19 protein-coding genes and 1 other annotated feature are annotated in these 22,219 nt (G+C 49.9%); of the genes, 1 reads left to right on the top strand and 18 read right to left on the bottom strand.

Going from position 1 to position 22,219, the window contains the following annotated elements; translation table 11 throughout:
* Window positions 1–4: 4 nt before the first annotated feature.
* Window positions 5–337 carry a hypothetical protein gene (locus AC0VZ8_RS10750; RefSeq protein ID WP_071223836.1) on the top strand — a complete coding sequence of 111 codons (333 nt, stop codon included), beginning with the start codon at window positions 5–7 and terminating at the stop codon, window positions 335–337.
* A 47-nt stretch (window positions 338–384) separates the two neighbouring features.
* Here AC0VZ8_RS10750 and AC0VZ8_RS10745 read toward each other — a convergent pair whose 3' ends face one another.
* From AC0VZ8_RS10745 to pflA, 18 genes are all read right to left on the bottom strand, one after another.
* Window positions 385–1,308: a patatin-like phospholipase family protein gene (locus AC0VZ8_RS10745; RefSeq protein WP_071223835.1), complete on the bottom strand. Its 924-nt coding sequence runs from the start codon at window positions 1,306–1,308 to the stop codon at window positions 385–387.
* A 78-nt stretch (window positions 1,309–1,386) separates the two neighbouring features.
* Window positions 1,387–2,946, bottom strand: coding sequence for a family 10 glycosylhydrolase (locus AC0VZ8_RS10740; RefSeq protein WP_475486816.1), 1,560 nt, complete (start codon window positions 2,944–2,946; stop codon window positions 1,387–1,389).
* A 116-nt stretch (window positions 2,947–3,062) separates the two neighbouring features.
* Window positions 3,063–3,488 carry a transcriptional regulator MntR gene (mntR, locus tag AC0VZ8_RS10735; RefSeq protein ID WP_009591262.1) on the bottom strand — a complete coding sequence of 142 codons (426 nt, stop codon included), beginning with the start codon at window positions 3,486–3,488 and terminating at the stop codon, window positions 3,063–3,065.
* Window positions 3,489–3,640: 152 nt separating this feature from the next.
* A complete protein-coding gene (locus tag AC0VZ8_RS10730; RefSeq protein ID WP_009591263.1) occupies window positions 3,641–4,354 on the bottom strand; it encodes a cytochrome c biogenesis CcdA family protein in 714 nt (237 codons plus the stop codon).
* Window positions 4,355–4,371: 17 nt separating this feature from the next.
* Window positions 4,372–5,178: a metal ABC transporter permease gene (locus AC0VZ8_RS10725; RefSeq protein ID WP_071223832.1), complete on the bottom strand. Its 807-nt coding sequence runs from the start codon at window positions 5,176–5,178 to the stop codon at window positions 4,372–4,374.
* Between the two features lie 45 nt (window positions 5,179–5,223).
* A complete protein-coding gene (locus tag AC0VZ8_RS10720) occupies window positions 5,224–5,973 on the bottom strand; it encodes a metal ABC transporter ATP-binding protein (protein ID WP_071223831.1) in 750 nt (249 codons plus the stop codon).
* 100 nt (window positions 5,974–6,073) lie between these two features.
* Window positions 6,074–7,204, bottom strand: a complete 1,131-nt coding sequence (locus AC0VZ8_RS10715) for a metal ABC transporter solute-binding protein, Zn/Mn family (RefSeq protein WP_475486815.1) — start codon at window positions 7,202–7,204, stop codon at window positions 6,074–6,076.
* Window positions 7,205–7,414: 210 nt separating this feature from the next.
* Window positions 7,415–9,403: a methionine--tRNA ligase gene (gene metG, locus AC0VZ8_RS10710; protein ID WP_475486814.1), complete on the bottom strand. Its 1,989-nt coding sequence runs from the start codon at window positions 9,401–9,403 to the stop codon at window positions 7,415–7,417.
* Between the two features lie 87 nt (window positions 9,404–9,490).
* Window positions 9,491–9,750: a binding site (T-box leader), on the bottom strand.
* 128 nt (window positions 9,751–9,878) lie between these two features.
* Complete coding sequence (gene yidD, locus AC0VZ8_RS10705) at window positions 9,879–10,136, bottom strand: membrane protein insertion efficiency factor YidD (protein WP_260064031.1); 258 nt, start codon at window positions 10,134–10,136, stop codon at window positions 9,879–9,881.
* A complete protein-coding gene (locus tag AC0VZ8_RS10700; RefSeq protein WP_475486813.1) occupies window positions 10,133–10,603 on the bottom strand; it encodes a Fur family transcriptional regulator in 471 nt (156 codons plus the stop codon). Before AC0VZ8_RS10700 ends, yidD begins: the two co-directional genes overlap by 4 nt.
* 228 nt (window positions 10,604–10,831) lie before the next feature.
* Window positions 10,832–13,567, bottom strand: coding sequence for a stalk domain-containing protein (locus AC0VZ8_RS10695; RefSeq protein WP_475486812.1), 2,736 nt, complete (start codon window positions 13,565–13,567; stop codon window positions 10,832–10,834).
* A 156-nt stretch (window positions 13,568–13,723) separates the two neighbouring features.
* A complete protein-coding gene (nagZ, locus tag AC0VZ8_RS10690) occupies window positions 13,724–15,364 on the bottom strand; it encodes a beta-N-acetylhexosaminidase (protein ID WP_475487675.1) in 1,641 nt (546 codons plus the stop codon).
* Window positions 15,365–15,463: 99 nt separating this feature from the next.
* Window positions 15,464–16,249, bottom strand: coding sequence for a response regulator transcription factor (locus tag AC0VZ8_RS10685; protein ID WP_071223824.1), 786 nt, complete (start codon window positions 16,247–16,249; stop codon window positions 15,464–15,466).
* On the bottom strand, window positions 16,227–18,083 hold the full coding sequence (locus AC0VZ8_RS10680; protein ID WP_475487674.1) for a cache domain-containing sensor histidine kinase: 1,857 nt from the start codon (window positions 18,081–18,083) through the stop codon (window positions 16,227–16,229). Before AC0VZ8_RS10680 ends, AC0VZ8_RS10685 begins: the two co-directional genes overlap by 23 nt.
* 22 nt (window positions 18,084–18,105) lie before the next feature.
* The gene (locus tag AC0VZ8_RS10675) at window positions 18,106–18,933 is read right to left on the bottom strand and encodes a carbohydrate ABC transporter permease (RefSeq protein ID WP_475486811.1); all 828 of its coding nucleotides are present in this window, start codon (window positions 18,931–18,933) and stop codon (window positions 18,106–18,108) included.
* Window positions 18,933–19,817: a carbohydrate ABC transporter permease gene (locus tag AC0VZ8_RS10670; protein ID WP_194541849.1), complete on the bottom strand. Its 885-nt coding sequence runs from the start codon at window positions 19,815–19,817 to the stop codon at window positions 18,933–18,935. Before AC0VZ8_RS10670 ends, AC0VZ8_RS10675 begins: the two co-directional genes overlap by 1 nt.
* A gap of 91 nt (window positions 19,818–19,908) precedes the next feature.
* Window positions 19,909–21,267 (bottom strand): ABC transporter substrate-binding protein, encoded by a 1,359-nt coding sequence (locus tag AC0VZ8_RS10665; protein WP_071223821.1) that lies wholly within the window; start codon window positions 21,265–21,267, stop codon window positions 19,909–19,911.
* Window positions 21,268–21,475: 208 nt separating this feature from the next.
* Window positions 21,476–22,216, bottom strand: a complete 741-nt coding sequence (pflA, locus tag AC0VZ8_RS10660) for a pyruvate formate-lyase-activating protein (protein ID WP_475486810.1) — start codon at window positions 22,214–22,216, stop codon at window positions 21,476–21,478.
* Between the last annotated feature and the right edge of the window lie 3 nt (window positions 22,217–22,219).

The raw sequence follows: 22,219 nt of genomic DNA, 5'->3' as shown, positions 1-22,219 counted from the left end.
ATCCATGAGAAGGCATGCGATCATTTTTTGGACGGCGATCACGTTAGCCGCCATAGGGCTACTGGTATTCCTGTTAGACCCTGGATCAAGAATGAATATTATGATTCCACTCATTATTGTAGCTGTCGTGTATGTGCTCTATAAGTTCCCGCCTCGTCGTTTTAACAAGCGGCCTAAGGTGAAGCCTTCCAAGCGAACGGCGGCTAAGCTGGCGGCTAAACATAGCACCGCACGGAAGAGCAATCCAGCTGCAAAACGTAAACAGTACCCGTTTCAGGTTATCGATGGGCAAAAAGGAAAACCCGACCCATCCGATGATGTTCCTAAATATCATTAAGAAGAAAACCGTCCAACCGTGCAAAATCATGCCGGCCGGACGGTTTTTTAATGTTCGGATTTCCAGCGGGCGAAAAACATCGTACCCGCAGTTAACCCCGAATTGTATAAATTCTCGCTTTCCTCCTTGGTCAGATTAAAATGAGTGGTACCAATGCCAAGCGTCGGAATTTTAATCGTTCGATTGCGATTTTGCTGTTCAATATAACGTTCATCGTGAGCGGAAAGCATCGTCTCAAACATGGCGGTTAACATGCCGATCGGGCCATCAATCAAATGGGGCAAGTTACTATTCTTCCCGACCATCTGGAAGCCAAGCACTGGCAGCGGCTTAGGTCCCCCCTTCGACTCGCGATCAAAGAGCCATAACGGAAAGTTGCTGAGCAGTCCCCCATCCACAATGTATACAAATTGTTCGCCGAACGACTTGCCTTTAGCGGCCCTGCCCAATAAGCGAAGAATGACGGGATCGAAAAAATACGGAATGCTGCAGCTCATGCGCACAGCCTTGGCCACAGGAAATGTTGCAGGGTTTATGCCATATTGGCGAAGGTCGTCCGGAAGTACCAGCAGCCTTCCATTCGTAATGTCCGAAGCCACAATATACAGCTTGCCTGCCGGGATGTCCGAAAACGTAAATATCCCTTTGGCAAGCAGGATTTCCCGAATCCAGTTCTCCAGGGCTTCTCCGGAATACAGCCCCTTCTTAATCAACACCCGCAAGGCGGGACCGATAAACTTCGTATTAAAGATCGGTGCTCGCTGGAGAAACGAATGAAAGGGCGTCTCCTCAATAATGCGCTTGATCTCGTCTGCCCGGTAGCCTGCTGCCAGCACGGATGCCACGATCGAACCGGAGGACGTTCCGGCAACACGGCTGAATTCCATGCCGGCATTCTCCGCCGCCTTGACAGCCCCGGCAAGCGAGATCCCCTTAACTCCCCCACCTTCAAATACCGCATTGATTTGCATATAAAATCCCCCGCCTCACATGGTCTAATGACTATGTATGAGCGCGGGGGATGTTTCATACCTATGGGACGTGCCGATTTATCTATAATATGATTGCAATTGATCTTTAATGCCTAACGGATTACTTAAAATATTCTCTGCTCTAAAGAAAATGCTGCCTTTAACCTCGGCATAATTCTGATTGTACTTCAATTGATTGATGATCTCCGATGCGCTCTGCCAACCGATTTCGCTGGTTCCCAGTTTGTATGGAGCGTGACCGATCAGGAGATCTACGCCGGTTCCTTGTACTTCGCTGGCCCACCAGTCCACCAGCTTATCATAGTCGGCGGCCGGATTACTCATGCTCCAATAGATTTGCGGAGCCACGTAATCGATCCAGCCGTTCTGGATCCAGGCCCGCACATCAGCATACATGCTGTCATAAGCCGTCACGCCGGCTTTCGTATCCGATCCCGTCTTGTCCACGGACTGGTTACGCCATACGCCGAAAGGACTGATTCCGTATTCAACGTCCGGTTTCACACGGTGAATGCTCTCACCGAGCGATTGCACAAATGCATTGATGTTTCCGCGACGCCAATCTGCAAGGTTTGCATAAGCGCCTTGATTGTATTGGCGGTATGCCGCATCATCTTTGAAGACCGTATTCGATGGGTAGAAGTAATCATCCAGATGAATACCGTCAATATCGTATCCGTCCACGACCTCCATTATGGTATCGATGATATGCTGCCGAGCTTCCGGGATCCCAGGATTGATGTACAGCTGCTTGCCGGTGTTCACGATCCAATCCGGGTGGCTGAGCGCAACGTGGGATGGATCGAGCGATGCTGTCAAAATATCGGTGTTGGCCCGGAAAGGATTAAACCATGCGTGGAACTCCATATTCCGTTTATGCGTTTCCTCAACCATGAAAGCTACCGGATCATACCCCGGATCTGCTCCTTGAATCCCTGTCAGCACCTTGGACCATGGCACCATAGTGGATGGATACAATGCATCGCCAGCCGGACGTACCTGCACGTACACGGTATTGATGCCAACTTCCTGGAGCGAATCCAGCAAGGCGATGTAAGATGCCTTTTGCTGCTCTGCGCTGGTCTTTGTTTTCGGCCAATCCAGATTGAACACCGTGGATATCCAAGCGCCTCTGACTTCATCCCCTGTGGATACCGGTGGTGGAAGAACGACGTCCGTGCCTGTAGTCAGCGAGATACGCTGTGCCGCTTGGTTCCATTCGACCTGCACACCCAGGTTCTCGCTGACAAACCGCAGCGGAACCATAACCCGGCCGCTCTTAATTTCAACCGATGCATCAAGTGCTACGGAGGAGCCGTTCACAAGCGCGGTTTTGCTGCCGGATGTCAATTGCAGATTCGAGCCGTCCAGCCCGATATTTACTGTCTTTAGCTTCTGATTCCAAGCTACCGAAGCGCCCAGGCCTTCACTGATAATCCGCGTAGGAACCATGGTTACATTAACCTTCGGCAATATGTAAGGAGATACGTCACTGTTTAAGGTTACACCGTCCAACTGAATACGGATAGGAGCTGCCTTCGCTTGCGCAGTTGGGACCACCGACGGGAGACACAATAGTAACATGATCAGCACCAACAACCATCTACGAAGCTTCATTTCTATTAATCCTCCGAAAATATGAAATTTGCAGGTAATCTAACTTATTAATATAACACTGGAAATATGACGGTTCAGTTTAAAAAAGCATCTGTCACAAGCGGACAGATGCCACATTACGATTCGTTGACTAATTCGTTATGAACGTCACGCAAATCCTGAAGTCGATTCTCATCGCGCTTGAAATACTCCACAAGCGTCTCAATTCTCGTAATGGAATCCCAGCTTAAATGATGCTCGATTCCCTCAACGTCCCTATAAATATTTTCATCCTGTACACCTATCATCTCAAGGAATTCCTCAAGCAAATGATGACGTTCCATGAGCCGTTTGCCCATTTTTTTGCCTTTGCTGGTCAAAACCAAACCGCGATATTTTTCATAGATCAAATATTCGTCCTTGTCCAGCTTTTGAATCATCTTCGTGACGGATGAGGGGTGAACCTCCAAGCCTTCGGCAATATCCGAAACGCGCGCATATCCTTTTTCGTCGATCAACTTGTAGATGCGCTCCAAATAATCCTCCATGCTAGGTGTCGGCATCTTATTCCCTCTTTTCTATAGTTACATAACCCGTGCAAAATCCTGTTTTACCTGCAATAGTAATGATACATGTTTTGGAGACCGGTTGGCAAGTCCTGGCCCAATCCTATGTCAATAATGACTTATGAATTAAACCAGTCTTCCGCTCGATTTTAAAATTTCAGCCACTCCGGCGTAATGCCTTGCAGCCAAATCGTAATTTTGTACATTTGATCTGTAAAGAGCAGAACCCCCATCAGTATCATCAAGACGCCGCCGACTTTCATCAGCGTGCTTGAATACTTGAGAATCCAGCGGGTTGAGCCGATGAAAAAAGCCAGGATGAAAAAAGGCACTGCAAATCCCAGGGAGTACGAGGTAATCAGCGGGAACCAGGTTCCCGGATCGGAAGCTGCCAGCGCGATGATGGCCGTTAAAATCGGGCCGACGCATGGCGACCAGCCTGCAGCAAACCCGATGCCAAACAGAAATGTTCCTATGTATCCGGTCGGTTTGGATTTAAAATTGAATTTCCGGTCCTTCATTAAAAACTTAGGCTGGAAAATGCCAATGAGCATAAGTCCCATCACGATGATCAGCAGCGCAGACAGCTGACGGATCAAGTCTTGATATTCCGTGAAGAACTCCCCGAATAGGCCTGCCCCCCAACCGAGGGTGTAATAAACAGCAGAAAACCCAAGGATGAACGCAAGTGTATGCGTCATGGTCCGGAAACGGACCTCCTTGCGGTTCTGTTCGTTCTTCAAGTCATTAACCGACATGCCTGTAATAATCGATAAGTAGGACGGGTACAGCGGTAAACAGCATGGAGATATAAAAGAAGCAAAACCGGCAGCAAATGCGATGCCGATATTAATATCAGCCATTTTATTTCAGAACCCCCTTATGTCGTAAAGCCCTTTTTGCCGACAAGCGTAATGATAAGCAGGCTGATCAGCAGCAGCACGATGGTCGCGCCGGGTGCCAGATTAAATACGCCCGCAAGCATCAATCCCCCGATAACGGCAATTTCGGAGATGATGACCGATAATACGATAGAGCCTCGGAAGCTTCTTGCCAGCAGTAAACTGATCGCTACCGGAATCACCAACAATGCGGATACCAGAAGCGCGCCCACAATTTTGATGGCAGTGCTTACGACAAGGGCCGTCAGTACCGTAATGATCATGTTCATCCATTTGACAGGCAGGCCGCTGACACTGGCGGCATCCTCCTCGAAGCTGAGCAGGAAGAACTCCTTGAAGAACATCACCACAACCGCAATGACAACGATGGTTACACCGCCCACCATATAAATATCCGTGGAATCCAGCGTGTAGATACTGCCGAACAGATAACTCATAACATCCGTATTATAGCCCATTCCCAGGGTAAAAAACAGCGAGGCAAGCGCAACGCCGCCAGACATAATAATGGCGATTGACAGCTCGGCATAACTTTTATATGCCTTTCGCAGCTTCTCAATCGCAAATGACGCCAGCACCGCGAACACAAGTCCAGCGGCAAGCGGATATACTTCGATCAGGAATCCGAGCGCTACACCCGCAATCGTAACGTGTGACAACGTATCGCCGATCATGGACAGCCTGCGCAGCACGAGGAATATCCCGATAAGCGGGGCTGTAATGCCGATCAGAATCCCTCCGATCAGCGCCCGCTGAAAAAAATCGCTAAACAAAATATCAAGCAATGATAACGTCCCCTTCTCCTGCTTCAAAAAGCTTGTTTCTATACATTAGACGAGCGAATGCTGCAAATCCACTTCCGCGCAGTTTTCGATTTCATGAGAATGCCTTACAAAAAACTGAATTTTTCCGTTCTGCGATACCGGCGATTCTCCCAGATAGTCTTTGACCATGTCCAAATCATGGGTGACCATCAAAAACGTCATGTGATGATGGGCATGCATATGGGTAATCAGTTCAAAGAATCCGGCCTGGGTCTCGGCATCAATGCCGATCGTAGGCTCGTCCAGTATGAGCAGATCCGGGCGATTGATGAGCGCCCGAGCGAGAAACACGCGCTGCTGCTGTCCCCCGGACAGGGCCCCGATCCGCTTATCGGCAATATCCTGAATGCGCATCACTTCCAGCGCGTCCTCACATTTCTGGTGGTCCAGGCGGTTCAAACGGCGAAACATTTTCTTCCGATTATATAGCCCGGACATGACAACTTCACGCACAGTGGCCGGGAACAGCGGATTAAACGAATTTTTCTGCGGAACGTACCCGATTCGCTCCCAGTCCTGAAACTTGCGGATCGGCTGACCGAACAGTTCGATAGACCCTTCGGCGGCAGGCAGCAATCCAACGATCATGCGGAGCAGCGTCGTTTTCCCAGCTCCATTCGACCCGACAATACCTACGAAGTCCCGTTCTTTTATGGTGAAATTGAGATCCTTGATCACCTGTTGCTCGCGGTAATGAAAGGATACATCCTTGATTTGTACAATAGGTTGGTGGCAATCCTGTGCTGCCGGCTCCATAACCAGGCCGCCTTTCTCTCTGTAGTCTTTCTATCTAATATATGAACTTCATAAACATTCATAACACGAAAGAAGAGGGGGATATGCTCCCCCATCTTCCTTATTGTAAAGCCTTCGTTAGATTTTGCAAATTTTTCTCCATCAGCGTGAAATAATTCTCGCCGCCGCTCACCTGCTCCTTAGTCAGTCCCTCCACCGGATTCAATACCAAGGTTTCCACGCCTGCTTCATTTGCCAGCGTTTTGGCAAGTTTATCCGACACGAGCTCTTCGAAGAAAATATATTTAACTTCCTTCTCTTTCACCGTCTGGGTGAGGTTCACAATATCCTGCGCTCTGGGCTCCGCGTCCGGTGAGAGTCCCATAATCGCATGCTGCGTCAAGCCATAATCCCGGCACAGATAACCAAACGCTTGGTGGGATACGACAATGTCTTTCTTCGGCATTTTGGACAACTCGCTTGTGAAATCGTTATCCAGTTTGACCAGCTTCTCTTTCAAGGCTTCAAAGCGCTGTTCGTAACCGTCCTTATGTTCAGGATCCACCTCGACAAGGCTGTTCTTGATATTCTCTGCCATGATCAGAGCCGATTTCGGGCTTACCCATGTATGCGGGTCCGTATGATGAGTGTCGGTGCTAGTCTCGGCGGGCTCTTCTGCGTGGTCATGGCCCGCATGATCTTCTTCGGCACCTTCTTCATGGCTGTGATCATGCTCTGCTTCCGCGCCTTCCTCGTGGCTGTGATCGTGCTCTGCTTCGGCACCTTCTTCATGGCTGTGATCATGTTCCTCTTCGTGGGCTGCTTCCCCGTGTCCATGACCATCGTCTCCCACAGCATCAATCAGCTGGATGCCGTGACTGACTTCAACCGGCTTGACTTGCGTGTCTTTATCAAGTCCCTTCAAAAATCCCGGTACCCAGCCTTCCAGCCCGGCACCGTTATAGAGAAACAGCTGGGCCTTGGAAGTATTCACGATATCCTGACTGCGCGGTGTCCAATCATGCGGCTCCACGCCCGTTGGCAGAAGATTTACGACATTGGCGTCATCCCCGCCAATCTCCTTCGTAAATTCATATATTGGATAAAAGGTCGTAATGACGTTTACCTTGCCCTCAACAATGCCGCCGCCGGATTTACTTCCGCATCCCGACAGGATAAGTACCGCCAATAAGATAGAGGTTACACTCCAGGTCCAACCGTTAAGTTTGTTCTCTCTCTTTCTCTTGTTCATGTTCATCTCCCCATATCCGCTCCGTTCAATTAATCGTAATCATTACTAACAAGATTATAAGAGCAGGCAAACCCGTTGTCAACCAAATCGTAAAACTTACTATTATTTTTCAATAGAGATGTCATATCCTCCGTATTAAAGGAAAAAATAACGGCGTACCCCTTAACAGGGTACACCGTCTATCGCGACTTAATTCAATGAAAGAGCATTTTATTTGACAACTGCGCCGTTAGGCATGCCGTCCGGTACGGTTGCAAGCGTCAGCTGATCGCCGTGGGAGGCGGCCAGAATCATGCCTTGCGACATTTCGCCTCTAAGCTTCACCGGTTTCAGGTTCGTTACGCAAATCACTTTGCGTCCAACCAATTCCTCCGGCGTGTAAAACTTCGCTATGCCGGATACCACTTGCCGCTGCTCGAATCCGAGGTCTAGCTGCAGCTTAAGCAGCTTGTCCGCTTTCTTCACCGGCTCGGCTGCAATCACCTGCGCTACGCGCAGCTCGACCTTGGCAAAATCTTCAATGCCGATTTCCTCTTTAAGCTCTACAGGCTCCGCCGTGCTCTCGGCGGACGAATTTGCTGCCGAGGTCGAAGTCTCTTTCTGAGTGGCCTTCGTACCGCCTGTCATCGCCTCGGCGATGTATGCCACTTCCTGCTCTGTATCCAGGCGTGGGAATATCGGCTCGCCCTTTTGAAGCTTCGATCCAGCCGGTATAGCTCCGAACTGTCGTCCGCTCTCCCAAGTCGTCCATTCGCCTTCCGCCAGGCCAAGCTGATCCCACATTTTCTTCGGTGTACGGGTCAGGAACGGCTGAAGCAGAATTGATGCTACGCGGAGCGTCTCCACCAAGTGACTCATGACGGATGCCAGCTCATTCCGTTTGTTCTCGTCTTTGGCCAACGTCCAAGGCTGGGTCTCATCAATATATTTGTTGCTGCGGCTGACAAACTGACTGATGGCCGTTAGTGCAACGGAAAATTCCATATTTTCCATAGCGGTTTCGACTTTCTCATAAACCGACTTGGCCGCTTCCTCGATCGCTGCATCAAACGGCGTTACGCCGGCGGAGAAAGCCGGAACCACTCCGTCAAAATATTTATCGACCATGGCCACGGTACGGTTCAACAAGTTACCTAAGTCATTGGCCAGGTCGGAGTTCACCCGTTCCACGAAGCTTTCCGGCGTAAAGGTGCCGTCCGCTCCGAATGGAACTTCACGCAGCAGGTAATAACGAAGCGCATCAAGACCATACCGGTCAATCATCGTCACCGGATCGACCACATTCCCCTTGGACTTGGACATTTTCCCGTCCTTCATCAGCAGCCAGCCATGGGCAAACACCTTTTTCGGAAGCGGAACATCGAGCGCCATCAGAATGATCGGCCAATAGATCGTATGGAAACGAACGATCTCCTTACTCATCAGGTGTACGTCGGCCGGCCAGTATTTGTCATACAGGTTGGTGTCCTCTGTACCGTAACCGAGTGCCGTTATATAGTTCAGAAGGGCGTCAATCCACACATAGATCACATGTTTCGGATCGCTCTTCACTTTCACGCCCCACTCATAGGTCGTACGGGACACAGCCAGATCCTCAAGTCCCGGCTTAATGAAGTTGTTGATCATCTCATTCTTGCGAGATACCGGCTGAATGAAATCCGGATTCTCCTCGTAATACTGGAGCAGGCGGTCCACATATTTGCTCATGCGGAAGAAGTAGCTCTCTTCCTTGACAAGCTCAACAGGTCGCCCACAGTCCGGACAGTTGCCGTTTACCAGCTGACGCTCCAGGAAGAACGACTCACAAGGTGTACAGTACCAGCCTTCGTATTCACCCTTGTAGATGTCATCCTGCTTCAGCAGACGCTCAAATACCTCCTGTACAACCGTGGTATGGCGCTGCTCCGTGGTGCGAATGAAATCTTCGTTCGATATGTCCAGCTTCTTCCACAGGTCCTTGATGCCGGCCACGATATCGTCGACGAACTGCTGCGGGGTTTTTCCAGCCTCCGCCGCTTTGCGTTCGATCTTCTGTCCGTGCTCATCGGTCCCCGTCAAATAACGGACATCGTATCCGCGAAGCCGTTTGTAGCGGGCCATCGCGTCGCCAGCCACCGTAGTATAAGCATGGCCGATATGCAGCTTATCACTTGGATAATAGATTGGCGTTGTAATATAAAACGTCTTTTTGTCTGCCATAGTAACCTTCCTTTACCGTGAAATGGATTGTTTGTATCAGGCAATCTCTTTACGAAAACAGCAGTAAACAGCAAAAAACCCCCGCCCCCATGGGACGAGAGTTATTCTCACGCGTTACCACCCAAATTCCCTGTCCCCTTACGGGTAACAGGCTCATCTGCCGTCATCCGGCCGTCCATTAACGCTGGCTCACGCCGCTCCTTTACGGCAGCCTTTCTACCCGGACTGCAGCGCTCAAAAGCGGATCCTCCAAGACCATTTTCCGAAATTCGCCAAGACCGGTTTCCAGCTGCTCCGGCTCTCTGTTCAAGGCAAGCTTTCCGTACTTATCTCTTCCTCGGATATATCTATAATTTCTTACATTTTAATCAAACGGGCTGCGGCGTGTCAAGGTGAGCCGCGGTCCGTAGAATGGCTATGACCAATAAGACAGGATGCATTCCGTTTCGTATCCGCTAGGATACCCCAAAAAACGCTATTTCTCTGTTAATGAAGACGACATCTTATCCTTGCGCGGCGGAACCATATCAATGCCGCCTGGATGAAACGGATGGCATCTTGCTATTCGCTTGGCCGCCAGCCAGGAGCCCTTGAGCGCGCCGTGCACCTCAATCGCTTCAAGAGCATAGGCCGAGCAGGTTGGATAGAATCGGCAAGTCGCCGGTTTCAACGGAGAGATGAATTTCCGATAGAAGTGTATCGGCACCTTCACCACCCTGCGCGCTGTGCTCATGCCCGGCTATCCCGTTTTCCTGCACTGGCTGGTGAAGTTTCATTATCCGCATTGTCCTTGCCGCAGTCCCGGCAGTAGCCGAACACTTCGAATTTATGCTGAACCACCTGGAAATCATCCGGCGCATCGGTCAGCTGCATCGGGCAAAACGTAATCGGGTACGTCTTCTGGCACTGCAAGCAGATCATGTGATGATGATGATGCTCTTCGCTGCAGCGTCCTCGAAACTTGATGCCTTCCTCGAACACAACCTGCTCCAATACGCCAAGCTCGTACAATACCCTAAGATTCCGATAGACCGTATCGAAGCTCAAACCGCTGTACTTCCGGCCCATATATTCGTACACATCCTTGGCCGTTAAATAGCCAGGATGTTCCCCAAACAATTTGGCAAGTGTCTTGCGCTGATCAGTAATGCGCAGCCCATGTTCCGCCATGGCGTCGATGATCTGTTCCGTCGTAAGCATACGGAGGTAACCTCCTCTACTTGAGAATACTCTCTTCTTATAATGCCTGAAAAATAAGATAGCGTCAATGAAAGCGGTTGTGTGTAGGCTAAACGCCTGTAAGGTACTTCACCTATGGAAGGCAAAAGCCTGGGAAAGACGTGATCCCTGGGCAAGAACCAACAAAAAGGACAGCCCTAGCCATGTTCTGGCTAAGAAGCTGTCCCATTGCAATACATGATGAATGGATTAGTTCTTTAATTGCGGAAGCGGCTGGAGCAGGATGTTGACTGGCAGACTGCTTCCCGGTGCCGCCGTAAACAGGATTTCCACGGTCTGCTCGTAATTCCCCGTACGATAGAGAACGGCAGCTTCATTCGGCGCAGATACGGCGCCTCCGCTTGTATTCGGCGTCTGAATGATATTTCCGTTCACCATCATCGCACCCATGTACTTGCCTCCGCGCGGATTCAGCGTGATCAGCGTATTGGGTGCTACGCGGTGCAGCTTGATTTTGTACAGTACACCGAAGTTCCCGGCATTGGATTGATATGAACCGTTAATGCCGTCATACCCTTCCAGATTCGGATCGTTTGTCTTGTCGCCGAGCGCGAGCCGGGTAGGCGTGTCGCCAACCAAGTCATAGGATTCAATGATCCGTGTCGAGTCCGGATACGTTCCCCGGTTATGAACGCCATCGCTCGGATGGAGCTTCAGGTAAGGCAGCTTTTGAATCGGATCCTTGGCTTCATCAATCATGATGACATCATATCGGATCGGCGAGTCCGAATAGAGATCAGCAAACATGGAGAGCACCTGCTGATTCTTCAAGGTTTGCGCGCTCAAGTCTTGCAAAATGATCCGGCTTTCCCCAGGGGCGAGCGAGATCGTCTTGAATGCATCCGCTGACTGCATGGACTCGAGGTAACGCTGGACAGCCGCTTTACCCGTGGCTGTCGGGATATTGATCGGACCGCCCAAACCGGTATACTCGGTGGTCAGACGCGCCGTCATCGTGTTGATGTTGGTGGCGACGACATACATCTTCATATTCTTCCCGGTAGCGTTCAAGTGGTGAATCATGAATCGCGTGCTGGCATTGCCGACCTCACGGTAAACAATACCCTCTTGATAGACGGTTTCCGGAGAGTTGCTGCGAATCAACAGATACGGTTCGGAGCTTCTCGTAATCGGCATCAGTTTCCATGTCGGCACAGCTGATCCGTCAAAGGTGTATTTGTCGCCGATGCCCGTAAATAATTGATTGAATTGATCGCGCGTATACATCACTTCACTCGTTACGTTGATGATCTTCTCGTATGAGCTGGTCGCTCCATGTTTATCGGTAACAATCAGCAGCACCTTATGCGTTCCTGCCGTAAAAAAGGCCTGATCATTGTTTTCCCACTTATACGTAAGCTCATCGCCAGGATCGTTGTCATAACTCATATTCATGTACGTTATTTTCTCACCGATCTTATATTCCTGTTTGTCCGTTTCGAACATGGCAACAGGCGGCGTATTCGGAGCGGATACTTGAATGCTCAATATATACGGTTCGCTCCACTCCCCGCTGGAATCCTGTACCGAGTAGGTAACCGTATGCACACCGGGTTCGTCAAAAATCTCTTCCCGGCCTTCCCAATGCTCGTCAACAATAGCCAGTCCCGTCGGCGAATAAGCATTCGTCTTATACGTAACCGTTGTTTGTCCGGCAAGAATCTCGCCAGGCTGCACCGTGAAGGAAGCTACCGGCTTTGAGCTCAGGCTAAGGATAACCCGTTTGTTCGGCTGATCCACCCGATAACTAATGTCCAGCGCCTGTGTAATGCTGGTCAGCGGCACCATGAATGTATTGTTGGACTGATAAGCCGGTCCCTTCATTGATTTTCTGACCCCGTTCACGGTGTATACGCTGCTGTTCGTCTTAAAACGAAGCTCATCGTTACCGCGGATAATAATCGTTTCCTTTGTCTTTCCGTCATAGGTCAGCTTCAGGCCGACACGATCAACGAGGGAGCGAATGGCAACATAGGATACGCCATTCTTGACTGCCATTGGCTGACCTGCCGTATACGCTTTCCCGTTCTGATACATCTTGTTGCTGTTCATCATCAGGATGAGGTCATTCGGACCCAGGTTCGGTATGTTCGGAACCTCGCTGCCCGATCCCCCGCCGTTATTTCCAGACTGTTCGCCGTTATCGTTGCCGCTGCCCATACCGGATAAATCGAGTATAACCTTCTTCTCGGATTGGTTCACCTGGTATGGAATATCAAGCGCTTGCGTGATCGCGGTTAACGGAACCATAAACACATTGCTGCTCTGGTAGGCAGGGCCTTTCATCGGACGAACCTGTCCGTTGACTTTATAATGACTGCTTCCTGTCGTAAACCGAAGTTCATTGCCATCCTTAAGGATGATGGTTTCCTTCGTTTTGTTATCGTAAGACAGCTTCAGTCCTGCACGTTCAACCATGGCGCGAATGGCGACATAGGATACCCCTTGCTTCACAGCCATCGGCTGACCCGCTTTGTATTTCTTGCCGTTATGGTACATCACATTGCTGTTCATCAGCAGCACAAGTTCGTTAGCCGAAACATGGGAAGTGCTGACTTCGGGCTTGTCTCCGGATGGGCTGCCCTCTTCGTTCTCTGATACCTCATTATCGGAAGGATCGCTATCCGTTTCCTCCTGCTCCTGCTGTTCATTAGGGGCAGAAGGTTCGGCATTCGGATCGCTAATCGTGCCTTCAATTGAATCAGAAGGTGTTTCCTTTGGCGTTGCCGATGTTTCCTCCGCTTGCTGCATGTCCGTCTGTTGTTCTCCACTCTGCTGGCCTTGTCCTTCCACCGGGGACTGCAGCGCTGATTGGCTATTTAGCGCCGGAGCTGTAATATCCGGTGATTCAGCTGCCGCGGGAAATGCCATGGATACCTGTGCCGCGGCAAGGACTGTAATCATCGAGATTCTCTTGAAATTCATTCTCTACTCCTTTAAAAACACTCAGTATAGTCGGTCTGCCTCTATTGGACATACTATTAGACGCGAAGTTTCCCGAAAAGTTGCTCAGAAATGGCTGGAAAATAGGAAAACCGGAGCATTCCTGGGCAGGAAGACTCCGGTTTGAGCAACCCTTATTCAATTGTTGACATAGTCCTGATTACCGCTCCAGCCTAGCGGATAAGCCTCGCTGACCCCTACCGGGAGCTTACCCTCTGGCATAACCTGTCCTATCAAAACGCCCGCGGCCGCATTCATATAATAGGGCGTGTTCTCGTAGCTGCACAAATACGTCGGAACCGGGGGAAGATCATTGATATCATAAGGATTACGGGTAGCGACAATAACAAGGGCCACATCCTCAAGTTCAGCCAGCTTGTTCACCAGCTTCTGCTGGCCGGCGGGAAGACGACTCTCGGAAGTGTACGTGGCTACAACAATCTGTTTATATCCTTCGGCTGCCTTAACGGCCTGCTCGACCTCTTCATCGGACATATCGGTTCCGACACGCAGATCGTCTGCCGGAACCCCGTAACTTCTCAAGGCATCCCCCAAGGTATAGCTCTTGCTCCATGCTTCATCCACCTGGGTTGCCTGAAGCAGTTCAGGCCAGATCACCGCCACAGCCTGCGCCGGCTTAAGAGGCAGCTGCCCTTCGTCTTTCACCAGCGTGATGCCTCTGCCTGCGATTTGGGCCAGCAATTGTTTGGTCTCTTCCGCCACCTCGCCAATCGGGTAGACCGGAAGCTCCTCTGCGAGCTTCGCATTACGCTGCTTAAGCGCCAATATCCGCTCTACAGCCGTATCGATCAGATTCTCTGAAAGCCTTCCGCTGCGGACAGCTTCAATGACGGCCGTTATCGCCGCCGTCTGCTCGGATAGATTGTGGCTGACCAGTACGCAGTCCGCACCCGCTGCGATCGCGCGTATCGCGCCCTCCGGAATGCCGTACTCTTTGGAGATCGCATGCATCTCAAGGCAGTCCGTTATGATCAGCCCTTCAAACCCCATCTCTTCCCTCAGCAAACCCGTTAACACGGCTTGAGAAAGCGTGGCCGGCAGATCACTCGGCTCTATCGCCGGGAAACTGACGTGTGCCGTCATAATGGCGTCCACGCCGTCCCGGATCGCTTGCGCGAACGGATACAATTCCACACTGCGGAGCCGTTCCAGATCATGCGGTACTGAAGCCCGCCCGAGATGTGAATCGACGCTCGTATCGCCATGTCCCGGGAAGTGCTTGGCCGTAGCGGATACGCCCTCTTCCTGATATCCCTTAATGGCCGCAGTCCCAAGCGCGGCAACAGCTTGGGGATCTTCGCCGAAGGAACGCACACCGATGACCGGATTACGAGGATTGTTGTTCACATCGAGGCAAGGAGCGAAATTCATGTTCACCCCGAGTGAACGCAATTCGCGCGCCCCGATTTGCGCTACCCTGTACGAATCCTCCGCGCTGCCCGCTGCTCCAAGCGCCATATTTCCCGGAATGCGGCTGATGCCTTCATGATCAATCCGGGCAACCATACCGCCCTCCTGATCTATTGAGATCAGAAGCGGGAACTTTTGGCGGTCCGATGCGAGCTGCTGCAAGGACTCTGACAGTTCGGCAAGCTGAGGCAGCGTTTTCACGTTCCGGCGAAAATAGCAGATGCCCCCGACCTGATATTGTTCAATCAGTATTTTGGCGTGCTCATTCGGTGTCAAGGCGTTGAAGCCGCATATAAACATTTGTCCTACCTTTTGTTCTAACGATAAATCTGCTGCCGTCCATTTCATTGATCTCATACCTACTTTCTATCCATTTAAAGGACTTTGCAAGGCCAAGCGGATTGATCTCGTGATGACTGTAGCAGCCTGCATAGGCCCTATCAAAACCTATACCGTTGCCTCCCCGGACATTTCCCGGAATTCAGATGGCGTCATGCCGGTGGCTTTTTGAAATACCTTGGTAAAATACCGCCGCTCATGATAACCGACAAAGGAGCCGATCTGCGCGATGTTCTTGTCGCTGTTTACTAACAGGAACTTGGCCGCCTCCATCCGCTGTCTCGTCAAATACTCTACGAAGGTAAGTCCGACATGGTTCTTGAACAATAAACAGAAGTAACTGGAGCTGATCCCTAAATGCTCCGAAAGCTCCTCAATCCCCAAATCCTGTCCCATATGGGTATTGATATACTCCAGAGCAGACGTTACCAATTGCTCCGGCGATTTCTTAACGGCTTCAGGATTCGGAGCCTCGTCGATTAGCGAAACGGTACTGTAATACTTCTCTTTCGCCCTCTTCTTGCGGATCTCCTCCCCGATCTCCCGAATCTTCATCTCAAGCTCACCGTAATGAATCGGCTTGCTGATATAATCCTTGACGCCCAGCTTAATCGCTTCCCGGGCATATTCAAACTCCTGATATCCCGTTAACAAAAAGATTTCCGCCCGGCTTCCTTTCTCCCGAATCTTCGTAATAAAGGTCAGTCCGTCCATGACGGGCATCCGGATATCACACAGAATCAGATCCGGGTTATACTGATCCGCTACTTCAAGTGCTTCCATCCCGCTTCGGGCAAGTCCGACAACCTTCATGCCCATCTCTTCCCAAGGCAGAACCTTGCTGAGATTGTTCAGGATGGGAGCCTCATCATCAACTAATAGTGCCTTCAACATGCTGCCCTTCCCCCCTGTCATAATTGGGTATGACGCATTGTATAACGGTGCCGCCGGGGCGGCTTGAGCATATGAATAAACCGTAATAATCCCCGTACTGAATGCGAAGCCGGTCAGCCACGCTCCGCAGTCCAAGTCCCCGTCGTTCCTGGTTCACTTTGAGATTCTGCATTGTCGTCTGTTCCGATCCGTTATCCTCGGACACCATATATTCAAACATGGACAACTGCTCTGAGGTCATGCCGAGCCCGTTATCCTCTACCCGAATCATGACATTACCGAGTTCCTTCCATGCAGAGATGCGTATCCATCCTGTATAAGAAATCCCTTCAAAGCCATGCTGTATGCTGTTCTCAACCAGCGGCTGCAGCGTCAGCTTCAAAATGCGGCTGTGCATAAGCTCTTTCGGCACGTCAATCTCGTATTCGAACAGGTCCTCGAACCGAAACTTCTGGATTTCAAGGTAGCTCTGCAAGTGCTTGATTTCTTCATCCAGCGTAATTTCTTCCTTCTCCTGTATACTGATCCGCAAGATGCTGGCAAGCCGGTATACCATTTCGCTGACCTTGCGTCCTTCATTCTGTACAGCGAGAACGTTGATCGATTCCAAAGTGTTAAAGAGGAAGTGCGGCTTGATCTGCGCTTGCAGCACACGCATCTCCGCGTCGGTCTTCTGCCTCTGCTCCTTTTTGATCTGCGCAAACAGATTGTTGATCCGGTTCATCAAATTGTTGAACCCTTTCGACAGCAGCAGCAGCTCATCCTCTCCCTTCTCTTCAACTCTCGCATTCAAATCCCCATCTTCCACGCGGCGCATAAACCGTACGATGACAGCGATCGTCCCGGTAATCCGATTCATAAACAGACGGTTGAACACAATCGCCGTAACCAGACAGAGGCCCATAATGACGAAGAACCACTTGGCAAAGGAAGTCACCTCTTGTGAGAGCGAGTCCCAGCTGGTCACCGAGACGAGATTCCAGCCGTAATCATTCAGATGATAGATGGAGACAATATTCTCCTTGCCGTTAAACTTGGCTTTAAAACTTTGGTAGCCTTGCTTAAATTCAACGTCATGCTTCATATATTGACTAATATTTTGGCCATCCATATCGTTATTTGGATCAAATAAAATGAAGCCATCATTGTTGACCAACATAAACGATGTATTCTGCAGATTGTTAGGCAGTGTCAGATGACGGAAAATCTCTTCAAACTCCCACCTCTTGATCTGGACGACCAAGATCCCCAGCTTGCGGAGTGTCGTCACGTCCTTAATCAGCCTGATCTGGGTGAATACCGGCTCCGCCCCCGTCAATTCCGGAAATTCGTGCGGAGCCAGCCATTTGGGGATTCCGTTAAGCTGCACAACCTCTTCGTATAAAGGACTGTTCTTAAACTGCTCGTAAGGCAGCGTTCTGAAATCCTCTTTACTGAATATCGGAATCGGTGATGACTCTTTATTGAAATGATATAAAAACGCATAACTGATGGCTGGGTGATTGTATAATAGATTCCGAAAGTTTCGCTGTCTGTCGTTCAGTTTCAGCTGTTCAGCATTGGATTCCTTAATCAGGTTTTGATCATCGGGATTCTTGGCATTCAGCGCCATGGCAAAGACGGAGGTGGCAATCCCGTTATCCGTGACATACTCCATCTCCTTGAACACGCTCAGAATGCTGTAGCTGATCGCTTTTAGCGAATATTCAGCCTGCTGGCTGTATTTTTTCTCAATCGAATTGTACGTAATAAAGAATGTAAATAGGCCCAGCACAAATAACGGAATAATAATAAGCCCCAAAAAGGCCGTGAATAGTTTGTTCCGCAAATTCATACGCATGCTCCTGCTCCTGGTATTACCCCTTGACGCTTCCTGCGGTAACGCCTTCAATGATCTTCTCTTGCAGCACGGCATAAATGATAAGGACCGGCAGCACGCTGAATACGATACCCGCGGACATCTGTGCGTAGTTCATATTGTAGGCGTCCCTGAATCCGACCATTCCGACAGGCAGCGTTCTCAGTTCATCATTCGATAGGAAATAGTTAGCAAGCAAGAATTCGTTCCAGTTACCCAGGAAGTTGATGATAAATACGGTAACGATGGCCGGAACGGTCAGAGGTAAGATAATTCTAGCAAACAACCCTCCGGACCTCAATCCATCAATAACCGCTGCTTCTTCGATTTCACCGGGCAGCGACCGCATGAAGGCAGCCAGTATAATAACCGAGAACGGGATGGCATTGGCAACATACGGCAGAATCAGGGCCATATGCGTGTTCAAAATATCCAACTGCCTCATCATGCCATATATCGGCAGCATGAGAGAGTTATTTGGAATCAGCATACCTATCAAAATACATTGAAAGATAATCGCGCTGATCCGGTTGTATCTCATCCGCGTCACGGCAAAGGCCAGCATCGCCGCAAATAGAATCGACAAGCAGGCTGACAGCACGCCGATGTATAAGCTGTTCCAGAAATATGTGCTAATTTTGGCGCTCACCCATGCGTTCACATAGTTATCAAATACCAACGTGCTTGGCAAACCAAATGGGTTCGTTGCAATGGACTGGTTATCCACCTTCACGGAAGAGAACAGGACGAACAGGAATGGATACAGTATGACGAGCAAGTAGGCCATCAGAAAAATGTGCGGGATCAGTTTCTTTATTGCTCTCATCAGTATTCAATCCTTTCGTTGCGTCTTGCGACCAGCACCTGGTAGAGCACCGTTACAATGATCGTAAAGAGGAAGATCAGCACGGCGATCGAATTGCCAAAGCCATGCTTGAAGCTCGTAATTGCATATCGAATCATATATGTCGCCATAACGTCGGTTGAGCCGGCCGGCCCGCCCTTGGTCATAACCAGAATAATGTCCGCCGCTTTCATGGCTCCCGCGATCGACAGCATGATCACAACAGAGATAATTGGCATAATTAAGGGAAGCGTGATTTTGGTTGCTCTTTGGACGCCTGTCGCTCCATCAATTGCCGCAGCCTCATCAAGCTCCTTCGGTATGGATAAAATTGCGGCAAGCACCATCACGATGTAAAAGCCGGTCCATTGCCACGCGTTCGTGATCAGGATGGCAATCATGGCCCATTTGCGATCCGATAACCAATAGATGGGTTCAATGCCAACCAGCCCTAAAATCTCATTCATCAGACCAAAGTCCGGATTGTAAATGAATCCCCATAAAATGCCGATGACAGCCGTCGACATGATAGACGGCGCGAAAACCGCTGTTTTATAAAGCCCCTTCAAACGCTTCACGTTTGCGATTAACAGGGAGAAGATTATGATCGTCGGAACCTGGATCAAACAGGAAAAGAGAATGAAATAAACGTTGTTCCTGACAGCCTTCCAAAAAGCATCGTCATTCAAGGCTGTTACATAGTTATCGAACCCAATATACTTCACATCTTTGGAGATGCCGTTCCAGCTCGTAAAGCTGTTGTCAAACGCAGTAAAGATCGGGTATATGAAAAAAGCCAGAAACAGCAAGAATGCCGGCAGCACAAAAACGATGTAAATCAGAGGATTTCTCAGCGCTTTGTTCATGGTAACCTCCGTATTTATGTCTGATGTTGTTTAGGCGAAAGGGCACCCCCAAGTACCGCAGCGGGTGGTGCCCTTCCGACTAGAATTGTAGTTATTCCTCTGAAGCATTGGCCGCTTCTTGCGCTGCCTGCACATTCTCGAGCATCTTCTCGGCATCAAGCTCGCCGCCGATGACTTGCTGGATTCCCATGCTCAGTGCGGTGTTCACGTCTGCTTGAACAAGTGCATCAAAGGCAGGGAAGGACTTGTTGATCTCACTTACGCCTTTGAAAATGTCTTGCATAAGCGGATCGTCCGAAGTGGAGTTCATGGTGGCCAGATCCATCTTCATCGCCGGCAGTACACCGTCTTCTTTCAGTCCGCGAAGCTGCATTTCATCTGTCCACATATTTTTGATGAATTCTTTTACCGCCTGAAGTTTACGAGGATCTTCCGCAACAGCTGCCGAGAATCCATATCCGTTGTTTGCGTCCTGCATGACAATGACAGGGTCGCCTTCATTAACCGGAGGCAGGTTGAAGTATCCGACCTTACCTACCATGTCACCCGCTTGAGCCGGATCTCTAAATACGGAGTTCGCCCACGATCCATCCATCATCATGATGGCTTCGCCGGTAATCATTTGGTTTCTCATGTCCGCATATTCGAAACCGAGCTCGCCTTTTTTGAAGTACCCTTTCTCAACCCATTCTTGGTGCTTCTTCACACCTTCAACGACTTTCGGATCCGTCCATTTCGTTTCTCCGGTCTTAAAGCCGTAAGTAACCTCTGGCCCTGCGTAATAGCTCCACAGGTTATTCGTGGTCATGAGCGGAATCCAAGCATCCTTGGAGGATTGCGCGAACGGAATCTTGCCGTCGGCTTTGATGGTTTCGGCAATTTGCTCTAATTCAGCCAATGTTTTTGGAACGCTCAGCCCTTTTTGCGTGAAGTAGTCTTTGTTATAGAAAATACCTTCAATGGAACCGCCAATCGGCAATCCGTAGATCTTGCCATCATGTGTGAACGGGTCTAGCGTCGTAAATTTGTCTTTAATGCCCAGTTCATCCAAAATCGGAGTCAAATCGAGCATCAAGCCTTCTTTGGAATATACGCCTGCATCGGGGCTGCCGAACACATCGAACACTTCCGGCGGCTTACCGGCTGCCATCTCGCCTCTCAGCTTCTCTTTACGGTTCACTTCAGAGTCTACAGCGTCCAGCTTGATTTTCAGTCCGGGCACCGCCTCTTCGGTCTTACTGACCACATCGTTCAGCAATGCGAGACGGAACTTCTTGGATTCACCTACTTGCGTATGGCGGATGGTGATTTCAAACGGCTCATTGCTTACCGTTCCTTCCGAACCACCTGACGGCTTTTCTGCTGCCTTGTCACCGCCGCCGCACGCAGACAAAAGCGTGGATGAGACGAACAGAAGCGACATTAATAATGCCAGACCCTTTTTCTTCATTGTCTTGACCCTCCCGAAGTGTTTGTATATTTGATAGGCACTTTCCTTACATCTTCATTATAGAAAGCGATTGCATATTTCGATAGGTCGACATTTTTCTATCCAAGGGATAAAATCCTCTACAAAAAGCAATAACCCTTCCATTAATAGGAAAGGTTATTGTTATTAATCATAACATATTATGTTTAGTATTAGGCAGCTGAAATCATTACTGGACAGTCTCTATGTTCTCGGGTATTTCGCCAATCAACCGGTAAGCGCGTGCCACTTCCTCTTCGGATGGTGAAGGAACGCCCTCTAATGGATAAGCCATGCCGAGCTCCTTCCATTTATACACGCCCATCTGATGATATGGCAAAATTTCGAATTTCTCGACGCCGTGCAGCGTCCGAATAAATTGACCTAACTCAATCAAGTCTTCTTCGCTGTCATGGATACCCGGCACATATACGTGCCGGACCCACATGCTCCGACCATGTTCGGACAGCCAGCGGGCGGTCTTCAACGTCCGTTCATTGGACTTCCCGGTGAGCTTGATATGCTTCGCGTCGTTGATATGCTTCAGATCCAGCAGCACCAAGTCGGTATGCTCCAGCAATTCCGATATTTTCTCCGGTTCATTATAGCCGTTGCTGTCCAGCGTCGTATGCAAATTCCAGCGTCGCTTCACTTCCTTGAACATCTCCGTGACAAAAGGATACTGCAATGTCGGCTCACCGCCGGAGACCGTTAACCCGCCGCCCGATGAACGGTAGTAGCTCAGATAAGGCTCAATCTCTGCCAATACGTCATCTACCGTCATCTCGCGTCCTTCATGCAGTCCCCAGGTATCCGGATTATGGCAGTATTGACACTTCAAGAGGCAACCCTGCATGAAGAGCACAAAGCGGATACCCGGACCGTCCACCGTTCCGAACGTTTCTATGGAGTGTACATGACCTTTTAGCATGGT

The organism is Paenibacillus sp. QJM3NY_38, from assembly GCF_056173265.1.
This window is presented reverse-complemented; position numbering and strand designations above follow the sequence as displayed.

Excerpts from the sequence above, each read along its gene's own strand:
- pflA (WP_475486810.1), bottom strand. The coding sequence starts at position 22,216 with ATGCTAAAAGGTCATGTACACTCCATAGAAACGTTCGGAACGGTGGAC.
- AC0VZ8_RS10745 (WP_071223835.1), bottom strand. The coding sequence starts at position 1,308 with ATGCAAATCAATGCGGTATTTGAAGGTGGGGGAGTTAAGGGGATCTCG.
- AC0VZ8_RS10720 (WP_071223831.1), bottom strand. The coding sequence starts at position 5,973 with ATGGAGCCGGCAGCACAGGATTGCCACCAACCTATTGTACAAATCAAG.
- AC0VZ8_RS10670 (WP_194541849.1), bottom strand. The coding sequence starts at position 19,817 with ATGAACAAAGCGCTGAGAAATCCTCTGATTTACATCGTTTTTGTGCTG.
- AC0VZ8_RS10715 (WP_475486815.1), bottom strand. The coding sequence starts at position 7,204 with ATGAACAAGAGAAAGAGAGAGAACAAACTTAACGGTTGGACCTGGAGT.
- AC0VZ8_RS10750 (WP_071223836.1), top strand. The coding sequence starts at position 5 with ATGAGAAGGCATGCGATCATTTTTTGGACGGCGATCACGTTAGCCGCC.
- AC0VZ8_RS10685 (WP_071223824.1), bottom strand. The coding sequence starts at position 16,249 with ATGTTGAAGGCACTATTAGTTGATGATGAGGCTCCCATCCTGAACAAT.
- AC0VZ8_RS10740 (WP_475486816.1), bottom strand. The coding sequence starts at position 2,946 with ATGAAGCTTCGTAGATGGTTGTTGGTGCTGATCATGTTACTATTGTGT.
- AC0VZ8_RS10675 (WP_475486811.1), bottom strand. The coding sequence starts at position 18,933 with ATGAGAGCAATAAAGAAACTGATCCCGCACATTTTTCTGATGGCCTAC.
- AC0VZ8_RS10700 (WP_475486813.1), bottom strand. The coding sequence starts at position 10,603 with ATGCTTACGACGGAACAGATCATCGACGCCATGGCGGAACATGGGCTG.
- metG (WP_475486814.1), bottom strand. The coding sequence starts at position 9,403 with ATGGCAGACAAAAAGACGTTTTATATTACAACGCCAATCTATTATCCA.
- AC0VZ8_RS10695 (WP_475486812.1), bottom strand. The coding sequence starts at position 13,567 with ATGAATTTCAAGAGAATCTCGATGATTACAGTCCTTGCCGCGGCACAG.
- AC0VZ8_RS10680 (WP_475487674.1), bottom strand. The coding sequence starts at position 18,083 with ATGAATTTGCGGAACAAACTATTCACGGCCTTTTTGGGGCTTATTATT.
- mntR (WP_009591262.1), bottom strand. The coding sequence starts at position 3,488 with ATGCCGACACCTAGCATGGAGGATTATTTGGAGCGCATCTACAAGTTG.
- AC0VZ8_RS10665 (WP_071223821.1), bottom strand. The coding sequence starts at position 21,267 with ATGAAGAAAAAGGGTCTGGCATTATTAATGTCGCTTCTGTTCGTCTCA.
- yidD (WP_260064031.1), bottom strand. The coding sequence starts at position 10,136 with ATGAGCACAGCGCGCAGGGTGGTGAAGGTGCCGATACACTTCTATCGG.
- nagZ (WP_475487675.1), bottom strand. The coding sequence starts at position 15,364 with ATGAAATGGACGGCAGCAGATTTATCGTTAGAACAAAAGGTAGGACAA.
- AC0VZ8_RS10730 (WP_009591263.1), bottom strand. The coding sequence starts at position 4,354 with ATGGCTGATATTAATATCGGCATCGCATTTGCTGCCGGTTTTGCTTCT.